Source organism: Bacteroidia bacterium, from assembly GCA_027493955.1.
Taxonomy (GTDB): Bacteria; Bacteroidota; Ignavibacteria; order SZUA-365; family SZUA-365; genus JAOSJT01.
The window spans coordinates 2,483,755-2,496,656 of sequence record JAOSJT010000001.1 but is presented as its reverse complement, the minus strand read 5'-3'; the positions used below and the strand labels follow the sequence as shown (position 1 = coordinate 2,496,656).

Genomic DNA, 12,902 nt, shown 5'->3' with positions numbered 1-12,902 from the left:
AGAACGATGTTGGGTATGAAAAAAGTAAGCAAAACTCACACAAATAACCGCGGTGCAGTCGGACGGTACGCACCGCTGATCGTTATCGGAGGCATCCTCCTCTTTCTCGCCGTGATTTTCCTCGTCGTCTCGCAGTTTATCCTCCCAAAACCGGGCGAGGAAGCCCGCGAGGCGATGGCGGAGCGGAAAGCACCAGCAGGCGAGATCGTGTTTCGCGATGACGCTGCACTGCGTTTCACGGATGCATCCGGTCAAAATCTCGTGGAAATCTCCGTAGAGATCGCCGAAAGCGAGGAAGCACGCACACAGGGACTCATGGGCCGTACGCGCATGGGCGAGCGCCAGGGCATGCTGTTCCTTTTTCCGAATGAAGAATACCGGTCTTTCTGGATGGCAAACACACCGCTTCCTCTGGATATTTTGTACGTTAATTCTGCACTGCGCATCGTCACGATCAGACGCAACACCGTGCCGTTTTCCGAAGAATCCATCCCCTCCTCCGCACCCGCGCAGTACGTGATTGAGGTGATTGCCGGATTCTGTGCGCGACATGGTATCGTGGAGGGAGCATCGGTGTCATGGACGAGGCGCGGTACGTGAAATGACCCGGAAACTGCTTTTTTCTCTGCTCGCACTGCTTGTTCTGGCGGCTGTGCTTATCGTCGCATTTTCGTGGTTCTCCGTGCCCGAAGGGACGCCGGGTACGGAAACGCCTATGGTGTGCGAGGACGATTCCGTTTCCTCGCCATCCGCTTTGCACGGAATCGTCGTGGAAGACCTCGCGCTCCTCTCGCTTGCACGCACTCCCGTCATGCTGCACGAACTCGCGGGACAGCGCTTCACGGTGCTGGTGTTTTGCTCCTACCTGTGTCCCTGCTCCGACGGATATATCGATCGTCTCAAAACACTGCGCACGCAGTATGAGGGCAGGGGCGTGGCCTTCGCCGCCATCCATTCCAGTGCGAACGAAAACATCGATGGCATGCAGCGGTATATCACCCGGAGAAAGTACCCGTTGCCGGTGTATCGCGACGAACACGGAGCGGCGGCGGATGCGCTCGGCGCTGCGGTTACACCCGAGGTGTTCGTCTTCGATGCCGCATGGAAGCTGCGTTATCACGGACAGATTGACGATGAAAAGCTGGGCGCGCACATGACGCATCCCAGCCTCTCGCTGGCCCTGGACACACTGCTCGACGGACGCCCTCTGCTGGTGAGCGAGCGTCCCGCTCCGGGCTGCGCGATTGTCCGTCAGAACGAGAGCGATGTGTAAGCGTACCGATGCGATTAAGCAATGATGTCATGGAGATTTTCGAATGAGAGGCAGATATCGAGTCATTCATATTGTTCACTTGCTGCTCCTTCCGCTTGCAATTGTCACCGCACAGCGAGAGCAGCCCGGAAACATCATCTTCATGATCGGCGACGGCATGGGTACAGGGCAGTTGAGTGCTCTGGTGCTGGCGAAGCCCGGTGCGGCGGTTCTCGAATTTCCCGTGGCGGGATTGAGCGCGACACAGTCCGCGACACATTTTGTCACGGAATCGGCGGCCGGAGGAACGGCGTTGAGCACCGGTTATCGCACCAACAACGCGTCGGTAGGACTGCGATCCGACGGAAAGCCCGCACAGACCCTCCTGGAATTTGCCCGTGACCTCGGGAAGGCGGTGGGCGTTATAGCAACCAGCTCGGTGACGCATGCCACGCCGGCATCCTTCCTGGCGCATGTGTCCTCAAGGAAACTGGAATTCGACATCGCGGAACAGATGGCAGCGTCCGGTGCAGACGTCATTTTTGGAGGCGGACGTCAATGGTTTTTGCCTGAAGGGCAGGGTGGCAAGCGCACCGATGGCCGTAATCTTTTATCCGAAATGCAGAATAAAGGATACACTGTGTCCGTTACACAGAATCCGCCTGCCGACGGCAGCGACAAGGCCATCTGGCTCACGGCGAACGACGGCACTGCTCCGGCTCCGGGGCGGAAGCCGACGTCTGCCGAAATGCTTGGCGAAGCGCTGCGATTGTTGTCGAAAAAGGAACACGGCTTCGTGCTCATGCTCGAAGGATCGCAAATTGATTGGGCCTGCCACGACAACGATTTTGCACGGACACGTGACGAACTGCTCGATTTCGACAACGCGGTCAGAATTGCGCTGGATTTCGCCGCGAAGGACGGTAACACACTCATCGTTGTGACCGCCGATCATGAAACCGGCGGACTCGGAGTCATGGGTACGAATCCCGATGGATCGGACATGCAAGGCCAATGGCTGCACAAGGAACACAGCGGCGGACTTGTCCCCGTGCTCGCTTACGGACCGGGTGCGGAGCGTTTCGGTGGTATTCAGCGCAACGACGAACTGGCCAGAAAGCTGTTCCACTGCCTCGGTGACAAAGCCTTCGAAGGTACACCGTGATCCGGCAGTCCGGCGAAGCAGTGCGAGGCCGCTACCATGACACCGTCAGCCGCTGTTCGTGGAATACTCAGCCCTGCACGCCGGTTTCAGGCCATTCGCCGCGTGCGAAGGAGATGAAGTCCACCACCGCAGGTTTCGCGCCGCACTCGCGCAGTCGCCGGTTGATCTGCGCCCTGTGATAGGCGGAGTGATGCGTGACGTGGGTCAGGATATCGGCAACGGAGGTCGTGAACGCGTCTCCCCGGCTGTTCTTGTATGAAACGTCCCGCGCCAGTTCCGCCTCCGATGCACTGGTGAGATACGCGCTGATGATGGCGTCATTTTCGCCGCAGCGTTCACGGCATTCGGCCGGACTCAACGCCGGCCACACCTCACGCGTGGTGGTGTCGAAGCCCTCGATGCGCAGGAACCAGATGTACTCGGCCATGAGTGCGTGCGAGAGCAAGGTCACCACAGCCGCATCCGCTGCAGCTTCTTCGATTGCGGCGAGTACGCGCTTGTTGGCCAGGGTATTCCAGACAAAGGTTTTTTTCAGTTGCGACAACGTATCCATGCGAAGGACCTTTCGTACTGCAGAATGCGGTGTGTGAACCGGAACGACGGCATTCCGTGTTGAGAAGATGACCGACAGAAAAGTTACCTTTACACTGAACACGACACAAGACGGAAGACCGCATGGCCGATCCCGGATTTACCGCCTTCCCTGTTTCCTGGATACTGCTGGCAGCCACTATCGCGGCCAGCGTTCTTGCCTTTCGTTCGGAACGGTTTCGCGCCGCGGCACTGCTGTATCCATGGGATATTGTCCGCAGACGCGAGTACTACCGCCTCTTCAGCTACGGTTTCATACATGCTGATATCATTCATCTGGCATTCAACATGATCGCGTTGTATTCCGTAAGCTTTGCGCTGGAGAGCGTGATGGGAAGCGCGCGACTGGCCGTGCTCTACCTGGCGAGCGTCGCGGCGGCCGCCATACTCCCGACACGGAAACAGCGGGATAATCCGCATTACAGCGCCCTGGGCGCTTCCGGCGCCGTTTCCGCCCTGTTTTTCAGCGGGATGCTCTATTTTCCGGGCGCGAAAGTCATGATCTTTCTTCTGCCGATTCCCTTGCCGTGGCCCGTATTTGCGGTGCTGTTTGTGCTTGTCAGCATTATGGGCAATAAGCGACAGTGGGGAAATGTCGGTCACGACGTGCATCTGTACGGAGCACTTTCGGGCCTGCTGCTCACGGTCATACTCGATCCCCGGTCAGTGCAGATATTTTTGACCGGGATTGCAACGCTGTTGAATGGCGGCTAAACGTGCTAATTTGTAACCGACTCTGCGCGACAGTGTCTATATAGACGGATTCGCGCAGCTTCGCACCGGACAATAACCGGAAGACCAACAACGCGATCCATGTCCGCGGATTTCAGCAGACATACCGACACAGAGCTCTTCGCGGCGTTCAAGTTGAACGGCAAGGAGAAGGACGCAGCGTTTCGAGAGCTGTTTTCCCGGTATGAACGCAGAGTGTACACCTTTTGCCTGCGCATGACAGGCGATCCCGACAGTGCGGCGGACATTTTTCAGGAAACGTTTACACGCTTCTACAAGCACACGCAGACGGACGAGCAGATTCTGAACATCCTTGCGTATCTGCTCACCAGCGCCAGAAACATTTTCCTGAACACGCGAAGAAATGTGGTACAATGGTCGCCCTTTGACGACGAGCAGCAAATTGCCGAGCAGGTCCCGCTGTATGAGCGCAACGAATTGATGAATCTCATCCGTTCGGCTCTGGACCTGCTGGACGACACCTATCGAGAGGCATTCATCATGCGATTTTATGAAGGGCTTTCGTACAAGGAAATTTCCGAAATCACAGGCGATTCTGTCGCATCCCTGAAAATCCGTGTGATGCGCGCAAAGGATCAGGTGCGGAGTATTCTTTCTCCGTACATCAGCGACCTCAACAAGTAGCAAGTAGTACAGAAAGCAGACGACCCATGCGTCACGAGGAATTATTACACGGCTTTTTCGACGAGGGACTGGACGAGTCGCTTGAGGATGCGCTGTTCAGCGACATGGCGGCCGATCCCGAACTGCGAAGGCAATTCCTGGAGCACATGCGGCTGCATTCCATGATTCAGGAAGACGCGGCATCCATTACCACGCCGGCGCATGTCAAGGAAAAGTTGTTCGTTGATCTCGGTCTTTCCACCCCGCAAACCGTTCCCGCCGCCTCGTCTTCCTGGCTGAAACGCTCCGCCGCTGCCATCCTCGGCCTCGGTACCTGGTTGTCGCAATATCGCGGATACGTGGCCACCGCAGTCGCCGCGGCCGGCATCACAGCCCTATTGTTCACATACAATGATCAGCGTGCCGCAATCGAGACCCCGGCAGTACCGGGCGGCGGGATTGGGGTCGAAACCGTTGAGTCATACACACAGGGAACACGCCAATCCGAGGCGTACGAACCGCGCGAGAACGCGGACCCGCGGCAGCCGCGGATTGAGAATACGGATGTAACCGGAGCGACATCCCCGCCACAGGACGCTGCAAGGGCAACGGCAGGCATTTCCTCTACGCCCTCTCTTCCTCCCATGGCGTCGTTGCGCACGCAGCCTGTGAGCAGCGGGCAATCCGGAGCGGCAGTTGCCATGCCACAGCCGGATGCACTTGCGTATCCGGGGCCGGCCGCTTCAACGTTTGTCGCCTTGCCGGTGGTCCTGCGCCGTACTGCCGACGATATCATCCTGCGTACGCCGGCACCGGAGCCAATTAGCATGACACAGACCGGCATCATCGAGCCTTGGCATTTCTTCCGACCGGTTGCCGGAGCGTCGCTGCTTTCGAACATGGTATTTGAAATCCGTAAGCAATACGGCAAATCATATCCGGATGTGGACCTACAGCACAGTTCGCATAAGGTGTTCGAGAACATGGCGCTCAGCGCGGTGTACAAGGCCACCGAGCATCACGCCTTCGGTTTCGAATACGGGCGGGAAGACTTCGGACAGGAATTTTCCCGGATGATCCCCGTCCGTCGCTTCCCGACGGATGACCCGAATGTCCTGCAGGTCGGCGTACCTGCGGAAACAGCAACCATGGCGGAATTCCAGGAGCGTCGCATGCTCGATGTATTCGGCGCAGTCTGGAAGCTGTCGCTGCCCGAGTACGGAATGTTCGGCATGATCTATCCGTACATGCGCACGTTCGTCGGCGCCACGAAGCAGGGCCCGCTCGGCAAAGTGCGCATCGGCGTCGAAATGTATCCCTCGAATTTCTCCATGTTCAACGTGGGCATCGAAGGCGGCATGCTTCGATACTCCGTGGAACAGACCTCCTACTACAGCGCGAAACTGAATTACTCGTTTGGCGTAGCCCTCGGTTTCTGACAGGAGAATGACGATGCGACTTCTACCCGCGCTTCTGATAGCAATGCTTTTCCCCGCGTGCTCGGAGCAGGCGACACAGCCCGACGAGCCCACTCCGATTCGACAACTCACGGCCGGCGAGCGACAGATTTCGCGCTCCACCTCTGCCTTCGGCTGGGGCCTGTATGCCACTGTCGCGAATGCGAAACCCGACGCGAATATCGTCCTCTCGCCTCTCAGCGCCTCGCTGGCGCTGGGAATGACGATGAACGGCGCCGACGGCGAAACCTGGTCGCAAATGCGTGACGCCCTCCGGCACGGCACCCTGGCGCAGGGCGACATCAACACGGGATACCGCGGACTCATGGACGTGCTCAAATCCATGGATCCCCGTGTGACCACGACGATAGCGAACTCGGTGTGGACGCGGCAGGGTTTTTCCGTGCTGCCGGACTTTATCTCCACGCTGAAGACCAGTTTCGACGCGGAGGCCCGCAACCTGGATTTCGATCGCGCCGATGCGGCGGGCATCATCAACGACTGGGTGAAAACACACACCGGCGGAAAAATTCCGTCCATCATCGATCCGCCCATATCGCCGGAAATGGTGATGTACCTGATCAACGCCGTGTATTTCAAAGGACAGTGGAAGCACAAATTCGACGCGAAAAACACGCGCGACGCGGAATTCACCGACATTCGCGGCGTGAAGAAAACCGTGCCCATGATGGCGCGCAAGGCGAAAGTCCGATACCTCGAGACGATGCTGTACACCGTTGCCGATCTTCCCTACGGCTGGGACCGCTACCGCATGGCGGTTCTCGTGCCGAAAAACGTGGAAACTCTCCGCATGCTGGAGAGCAGTCTCGGTGAGGCCGAATTCGCCACCGGCATTCTTGAAAACATGGTGGAAACAGACGTAGAAGTGCAAATCCCGCGTTTCACGCTCGAGGATGACCACAATCTCAACACCACACTTGAGGCCATGGGCATGCCGAGGGCCTTCCAGCCCGGCGTCGCCGAATTTACCAGAATCAATCCGGAGGGAGGATTGTATATCAGCAGTGTTCGCCAGAAAACCTTTATCGCGGTGGACGAAGAGGGGACGGAAGCTGCCGCTGCGACATCCGTCGGCGTCGGCGTTGTATCCGTACCACCCACACTGCGTGCGGACAGGCCTTTCATCTTCGTCATCCACGAGGTGAATACCGGTGCCATTCTCTTCATCGGCCGCGTTGCGAGTATAGGCAACTGACGCAAATCTTTCTCCCGGCAAACACAGCCATGACAGCGGCGTTCGTCTTTTCGGTGGACGCCGCTGTTGCGATTGGTGAAGTAAAGAGTGAAGAGTGAAGGGGGTAGATCGTGAAAGGGTGAAAGGGTGAAGGGGTAAAAGGTGAAGAGGTGAAAGGTTATATAGCGGGGTCGGTGTCTGATATGATGAGCACGTTATTATTGGCACTTTCACCGATATACAATTTACCGCTCTTTACTCTTCACCCTTTACTCTTTACTCGTTACTTTACCGCTCTTTACTCTTCACCCTTTACTTTTTACCGTTCCCCTCCCCTCCCCTCCATCAGAGCGATTTCCGTATCCCACCCAATCCCCGTAAATTACAAGATATGATTCACCGATTCTACAGGACGGACCATGTATCACACCATCAATGAATTTTTGCGGGACTGGAAGTACGAAGCGGATGCGACACTGGGCATGTTCAACGCACTGACCGACGCATCGCTGGCGCAAAGGGTCTCGCCCGAAGGACGCGACATCAGGATGCTGGCGTGGCATATCGTTACATCGTTGCCGGAGATGACGAAACGCGTCGGACTCGGCATAGAAGGAGTTGGCGAGCACGATGCGGCGCCGGATAGCGCGGCCGTGATAGCGCAGGTGTACGCGACTGCGGCGACTTCGCTGCGTGAGCAATTGCTGCAAACCTGGACGGACGAAACCCTCGCGACGGAGCATGACATGTACGGCGAGATGTGGAGCAATGCGAAAACGCTTTCCGTACTACTCGTGCATCAAATTCATCACCGTGCACAGCTCACCGTACTCATGCGGCAAGCCGGACTGCGTGTACCCGGCATCTACGGCCCGGCGCGCGAGGAATGGGAAGCAATGGGCATGCCGGCGCAGCCATGAGCTCAGCCATGACACGCAACCCGCACGCAGGCGACAGTATACTCGAACGCGCGATGCACATAGAAGTGAACGGTGATTCCATCTATGTGAAGCTGCTGCTGCACAGATCTCCGGAGACGAGGGAGCAGTCTCCCACACTGCTGTTTCTGCACGAGGCGCTCGGGAGCGTCGGGCAATGGAAAAGTTTTCCCAAAGAATTATGCCAGGCGACAGGCTGCGACGGTGTTGTATATGATCGGATAGGGCACGGGCAATCCTCGCCGATGCACAAGCCCCGGGACCTGCATTTCTATCAAGAGGAGGCCGAGGTCGTACTGCCCGCGCTCCTTTCCGCATTGAATATCAGGCGGCCGCTGCTGCTGGGACATAGCGACGGCGCCACGATAGCATTGAAATTTGCGTCCAGCTTTCCGGAGGCAGCGGTGGGAGTGGTGTCCATGGCCGCGCATGTGATCATCGAGGACATTACGCTCGACGGCATACGCGACGCACAGCGGTTATATACTGAAACGGATCTCCGCGCCAAGCTCACACGCTATCACGGGGACAAGACGGACGCCGTCTTTTCCGCCTGGGCCGGCACCTGGTTGCAGCCCGGCATGAAAAAATGGAATATGCTGGACGATCTTCGGCTCATCACCTGTCCGGTGTTGATTATCCAGGGCGAACGCGACGCCTATGGCAGCCGCGCACAGGTGGATGCTATAGCGGAGCATGTTCACGGCAAGCACGAGATACTCTGGCTGAAGGATTGCGGGCATGTGCCGCATCTGGAGGAGCGGCAAGCGGTGATCGCGTCGGTCTGCCGTTTCGTCGAGGATGCGCGCAGCCGGGAGTAAGTCCCGCGACCACCACACGAAGGGTATGCCTGGCAGGTCAGGGCGGCCGGGTGGAGTACAGCATTGTACGGGGACATCGGTACAAGAACGTTATATGTAATGGGGATTCCATTCACTTCCGTCTGCAATGAGTTGCTTGCAAGCCGGAATCCGAATGCTCTGCTGAGTGGCCACAAGGAACTACTGGCGATCCCGAGTGTCCCAAGCGGTTTCACGACGATTTCACCTCCCTTTTGCGGACTACTTTGCTGAGAATATTCCTCATCCTCTCCGTTTTCGTCTGCTCCTGCACAAAGCCGAGCACAGCAAATAGGGAGTATGGGGACAGGGTTGGGGCTTTTCGCAGTCCTTTTCCGTGCGGCACAGCAATGACGCATTTCTGATTCGGTATGCATGGGACAAAGTGAACAGCGAATACGCGACGTAATCGGCCACCAGTCTGCATGATATCTATGAAACCTGCCTGAAACGGCCAGTACTACAGATTACAGCGCCTGGAATCGATCTATGCAAAACCGCTCCGGAAATATCCCGGAGCGGTTGTCGTATGCATTCAATTCTAATATCGTCTGGAGCCGCGGCGGCAGCCAAGCTGTTATTTCGCGATGACAAGTCTCCTCGAGGCCATTTCGCCGTTGAGGCTGAGGCGCAGCAGGTAGTGGCCGTTCGTCAGATCTGCGGTGGGAAGCGAAAGCAAGGTGCTTCCGGACTGTACGTCCCGCGTCATGGCTGAGGCTACCCGTCCGAGCGCGTCGAACAGCTCAACGCGGAGCAGTCCTGCGCTGCGCGTCGAGACGGAGATGTTGGCGCTCTCGCGTGCGGGAGACGGCCACACAGAGGCGACTTTCCATGATTGCGGTTGGGACAGATCAGGGACGGACACCGTGGCGTCCACCACAATCTCGAAACTCTGCTGATGCATGCCCGCGCGGTTTGTCGCCTGAATCAACACAACGTGCGTGCCGAGCTGCGTATCCGTCGGGGTCCAGGTGATGAAGCCCCAGGCGGTGTCGATTTCCATGCCGGCGGGAGCCGCATTCAATTTGAAAACGGGCTGCGGACGCGCATCCACTTCGAGGGAATACCAGAACGGGAGATTTGGGCCCGTGATCTTGTTCGAGACCGCCGAAATGATGGGCGCCTTGTACACTTCGAGGACGTAGGCCTGTTCGGTGTCGCCGCCGCTGTTGCTCGCCTTGATGCGTACGTTGTGCGCACCGGCATACGCGCGCGTGGGAGACCAGTACACCGTGCCGCGCACCGCATCGATGATCATACCCTGCGGAGATTCCACAAGCGCATATTGCGGAGGAGGGCTGGCCGACGAGGCGAGCTGATAGGTATAGGGCTTGCCCGCAATCGCTTCGGTTACCGGCGTGGAGGTAATACGCGGTCCGGTGGCCGAGCCCTGCACCGCGATGGTGTAGGATTGCGCATCGCTGCCGGAGGGATTCACCGCCGTGACCGTGACGTTCTGCGGACCTTCCTGTCCTGTAGCGGGCGTCCATGTAATGACACCGCTGGTCGGATGTAAGGTCATCCCGGCGGGAGAAGTCGTGAGCGCGTAGGTCGGACTCGGTGTGCCCCACGCCGTGACGATGTACTGATAGGGTTCGCCTACGCGGGCGACGGTGTGCGGCAGCGAGGTGATGAGCGGGGCGTTGCCGCTCAGGCAGCGAAAGGGCAGGGCGGTTTCGGCATGCACCAGGCAGGTAAGGGTATCGGTGCTCGCTCCGTAGCGCAACAGCCAGTACTGTCCCATCGGTACGTAGCCGTTCTGCACGGGATTGTTCATGATCAATGCGAGCAGCATGCGCGTGTCGGGGTGCTGCTGCAGGAAGGTCTCCGCACCGCCATCTTTCGAGCCCTGCAAGGCCGCGTCCGAATCCACCCAGGAGTCGCTGAGCGGCGTGCTGCCCAGGTCCACCGGCACGTTGTTGCTGAGCGTATCGAGATCGAACTTGATGGCCTGATATCCGAGTATGGTGACTTTCACGCCGACGAACCACGCCGAGGCATTCTGTGCGGGGGAATAGTAGCGGTACACCCAGCCACTGGCTTTGCCGTTCGTCACATCCATTTCCAGACGAATGCCCTGATACTCCACGCCGTAGAACATGGCGTGCGTAAGCACCGCGTCGGGAGCGAAATCGCTGTGTGCGCGGGATTGTACCAGCGACAGCGGCTCCTTGACGGTGATCTGCTCGAGAAATTGCGCCCCGGCCGGAGCGGTGAAGGCGAGGAAAAACAGACAGTACAGCAGTTGTTTCATTATCGTGCCACTTCGAGTGTTGCTGAGATCTTGAGAATTCGCATAACTTCGTAAGATAGTAAAAGATGAGACGCGGAGAGATGCAAAAAACGGGGGTACGCGGATTCGCGATGATTCGGGCTGCGCAGGTCAGGCGCTGTCAGGGAGACTCAACAAAAACCGCCAGGCGGGCAGCACGTCTATCGTTCCGGAATCGACCTGTATCCGCTCTTCCTCATTGCGCGTTACAATGGTACCGTGAGACAGCTTCAGTTCTTTCATGGCTTCGGCGAGAGCTGTTATTTCTCTCTTGCGGGCTTGCTGAGCGGCGAGAGATTCACAAACCTGAACAAGCCTGTGCGACGTAGCTCTTCGCCCGAAGATGAAATCGACCTCGCGACCGGTCCGGGTTTTGTAATAGAAAATGTCCGGCGTTATCCGGCGCAGTGCAGTAAATACAAGGTTCTCAAGCAGATGGCCGGAGTTGACGAGAATACCGGAACTTACGGAGGACACCAGAGCGTGATCGATGCAATAGATCTTTTTCGGATTCGTATTGGCCCGGGCCAGCGATGCGTCAAAGATCCGCACAGTAAACAGGACGTACGCATCTTCAAACCAATCGAGATAATCCGAAACAGTGGATTTCGGAACCTTATGACCCAAGGATTTCAGATAGCCGGTCAGCTTGTTTATGGAATAGAGCGCGGCCGCATTGTCCACCAGCCAATGTGCGAGATCCGCGACCGCCTTGGGATGCGAGATGTCATGACGCTCGACGAGGTCACGGAAAAGCATCGCATTGAAGTATTCCTGATGGATCTTTATCCGCAGCGCAGGATTGATGCCCGCAACCTCGGGAAAACCACCGGTCTCCCAATACTCCTCGAATGCTTTTTGTACAGTCAGGCGCTTCTTTGTCGAGAGTTGACCCTCGCTCGCGATGCGCTTGTAATCGAGAAATTCCCGGAATGAGAACGGGAAGAGTTCCCATGAGAGCGCTCTTCCACGCATCTGTGTTGCGATCTCCCGTGAAAGCATGTGAGCCGAAGATCCGGTGATGTATACCTCGCATTTTTCCATGCGTATCAAGCGGTCAACGAAGGACTCCCAGCCCGGCACGACCTGGATTTCGTCGAAAAAACAATACACTGTTTCGACATGTTTTTTCTCCGGGTAGAGCGAGAAATAGGTCTCGGAAATCACTCCTGGCTGGTGATGTCGCAGCCAGTGCAGGCGATCATCAAAGAAATTCAGGTAGAGAATGTTCTCCCGGGATACACCCGAGTCGCGCAACCTCATCATGAATTGCGACATCAGTGTTGATTTACCGCCGCGGCGCACACCGATGCATACGGTTGCTTTACCGGGCACCGGAGTAACCGCGATGCGCCGGGGAATCCCCGTTGCCGGGTCAAGTTCCTGAAAATCAAGAATTATTTCCTTGAGCAGGTCAATCATGCAAACACTCTCTCATTGTGTATTCTGTCATAACCCCGTGCTAACTGGTAATGGAATATACCGGTTTTAGGCATAACTGGCAAGAAATATTACCGGTCATTCCCGACACAGCAAGGCATGGCGGGTTAATGCAATGGTTGTTCGCAGGGTATTAACAGACGCGAGTGGGATGTGTCATCACTGCAGTTCTTTTGACATCATGAAAAGCCGAGTCTCATTGTGCGTTTCGAAGCGAATCATGCTTTTCCGCAGTAGCGGAACCACCGAGCAACATTTCATCATTGCCTATCGAGCTTGCCGCGGTGGCTCCTGTTGATGACATCGAGTAGTCTTTACTTGCCGAACCTGTTGAAGACCGGACGCTGCCCCTTCGACTCCGTGCCCGTGAACGTCCGTACATCCATCACGCATCCTG

General features: G+C 57.1%; 12 protein-coding genes. 9 read left to right on the top strand and 3 right to left on the bottom strand.

Annotation, left to right across the window (positions count from 1 at the left end; all coding sequences use genetic code 11):
* The first annotated feature begins 15 nt into the window (after positions 1-15).
* The 3 genes from M5R41_09355 to M5R41_09345 are packed head-to-tail and all read left to right on the top strand — an operon-like array spanning position 16 to position 2,417.
* Positions 16-600 carry a DUF192 domain-containing protein gene (locus M5R41_09355; protein MCZ7556595.1) on the top strand — a complete coding sequence of 195 codons (585 nt, stop codon included), beginning with the start codon at positions 16-18 and terminating at the stop codon, positions 598-600.
* Between the two features lies 1 nt (position 601).
* Complete coding sequence (locus M5R41_09350) at positions 602-1,273, top strand: redoxin domain-containing protein (protein MCZ7556594.1); 672 nt, start codon at positions 602-604, stop codon at positions 1,271-1,273.
* Between the two features lie 43 nt (positions 1,274-1,316).
* On the top strand, positions 1,317-2,417 hold the full coding sequence (locus M5R41_09345) for an alkaline phosphatase (GenBank protein MCZ7556593.1): 1,101 nt from the start codon (positions 1,317-1,319) through the stop codon (positions 2,415-2,417).
* A 67-nt stretch (positions 2,418-2,484) separates the two neighbouring features.
* Here the strand turns inward: M5R41_09345 and M5R41_09340 are convergent, their stop codons facing one another.
* Positions 2,485-2,970 (bottom strand): DinB family protein, encoded by a 486-nt coding sequence (locus M5R41_09340; protein ID MCZ7556592.1) that lies wholly within the window; start codon positions 2,968-2,970, stop codon positions 2,485-2,487.
* A 122-nt stretch (positions 2,971-3,092) separates the two neighbouring features.
* On the opposite strand from M5R41_09340, the gene M5R41_09335 reads away from it, so the two are divergent.
* The 6 genes from M5R41_09335 to M5R41_09310 all read left to right on the top strand — a co-directional run bounded on the left by M5R41_09335 (position 3,093) and on the right by M5R41_09310 (position 8,775).
* Positions 3,093-3,722 carry a rhomboid family intramembrane serine protease gene (locus M5R41_09335; GenBank protein ID MCZ7556591.1) on the top strand — a complete coding sequence of 210 codons (630 nt, stop codon included), beginning with the start codon at positions 3,093-3,095 and terminating at the stop codon, positions 3,720-3,722.
* Positions 3,723-3,821: 99 nt separating this feature from the next.
* Positions 3,822-4,385 (top strand): RNA polymerase sigma factor, encoded by a 564-nt coding sequence (locus M5R41_09330; protein MCZ7556590.1) that lies wholly within the window; start codon positions 3,822-3,824, stop codon positions 4,383-4,385.
* A 26-nt stretch (positions 4,386-4,411) separates the two neighbouring features.
* The gene (locus M5R41_09325) at positions 4,412-5,803 is read left to right on the top strand and encodes a hypothetical protein (protein MCZ7556589.1); all 1,392 of its coding nucleotides are present in this window, start codon (positions 4,412-4,414) and stop codon (positions 5,801-5,803) included.
* 13 nt (positions 5,804-5,816) lie between these two features.
* Positions 5,817-7,037, top strand: a complete 1,221-nt coding sequence (locus M5R41_09320; protein MCZ7556588.1) for a serpin family protein — start codon at positions 5,817-5,819, stop codon at positions 7,035-7,037.
* A 398-nt stretch (positions 7,038-7,435) separates the two neighbouring features.
* Positions 7,436-7,936: a hypothetical protein gene (locus M5R41_09315; GenBank protein ID MCZ7556587.1), complete on the top strand. Its 501-nt coding sequence runs from the start codon at positions 7,436-7,438 to the stop codon at positions 7,934-7,936.
* An 8-nt stretch (positions 7,937-7,944) separates the two neighbouring features.
* Positions 7,945-8,775, top strand: coding sequence for an alpha/beta hydrolase (locus M5R41_09310; protein MCZ7556586.1), 831 nt, complete (start codon positions 7,945-7,947; stop codon positions 8,773-8,775).
* A gap of 595 nt (positions 8,776-9,370) precedes the next feature.
* On the opposite strand, the gene M5R41_09305 is transcribed toward M5R41_09310, so the two are convergent.
* Positions 9,371-11,047 (bottom strand): putative Ig domain-containing protein, encoded by a 1,677-nt coding sequence (locus M5R41_09305; protein ID MCZ7556585.1) that lies wholly within the window; start codon positions 11,045-11,047, stop codon positions 9,371-9,373.
* Positions 11,048-11,176: 129 nt separating this feature from the next.
* Positions 11,177-12,487 (bottom strand): ATP-binding protein, encoded by a 1,311-nt coding sequence (locus M5R41_09300; GenBank protein MCZ7556584.1) that lies wholly within the window; start codon positions 12,485-12,487, stop codon positions 11,177-11,179.
* Positions 12,488-12,902: the final 415 nt, after the last annotated feature.

What these genes read in the sequence shown, in the direction of transcription:
- M5R41_09350 (MCZ7556594.1), top strand. Translation starts at nt 602, where the DNA reads ATGACCCGGAAACTGCTTTTTTCTCTGCTCGCACTGCTTGTTCTGGCG.
- M5R41_09330 (MCZ7556590.1), top strand. Translation starts at nt 3,822, where the DNA reads ATGTCCGCGGATTTCAGCAGACATACCGACACAGAGCTCTTCGCGGCG.
- M5R41_09355 (MCZ7556595.1), top strand. Translation starts at nt 16, where the DNA reads ATGAAAAAAGTAAGCAAAACTCACACAAATAACCGCGGTGCAGTCGGA.
- M5R41_09310 (MCZ7556586.1), top strand. Translation starts at nt 7,945, where the DNA reads ATGACACGCAACCCGCACGCAGGCGACAGTATACTCGAACGCGCGATG.
- M5R41_09340 (MCZ7556592.1), bottom strand. Translation starts at nt 2,970, where the DNA reads ATGGATACGTTGTCGCAACTGAAAAAAACCTTTGTCTGGAATACCCTG.
- M5R41_09345 (MCZ7556593.1), top strand. Translation starts at nt 1,317, where the DNA reads ATGAGAGGCAGATATCGAGTCATTCATATTGTTCACTTGCTGCTCCTT.
- M5R41_09335 (MCZ7556591.1), top strand. Translation starts at nt 3,093, where the DNA reads ATGGCCGATCCCGGATTTACCGCCTTCCCTGTTTCCTGGATACTGCTG.
- M5R41_09305 (MCZ7556585.1), bottom strand. Translation starts at nt 11,047, where the DNA reads ATGAAACAACTGCTGTACTGTCTGTTTTTCCTCGCCTTCACCGCTCCG.
- M5R41_09325 (MCZ7556589.1), top strand. Translation starts at nt 4,412, where the DNA reads ATGCGTCACGAGGAATTATTACACGGCTTTTTCGACGAGGGACTGGAC.
- M5R41_09320 (MCZ7556588.1), top strand. Translation starts at nt 5,817, where the DNA reads ATGCGACTTCTACCCGCGCTTCTGATAGCAATGCTTTTCCCCGCGTGC.
- M5R41_09300 (MCZ7556584.1), bottom strand. Translation starts at nt 12,487, where the DNA reads ATGATTGACCTGCTCAAGGAAATAATTCTTGATTTTCAGGAACTTGAC.
- M5R41_09315 (MCZ7556587.1), top strand. Translation starts at nt 7,436, where the DNA reads ATGTATCACACCATCAATGAATTTTTGCGGGACTGGAAGTACGAAGCG.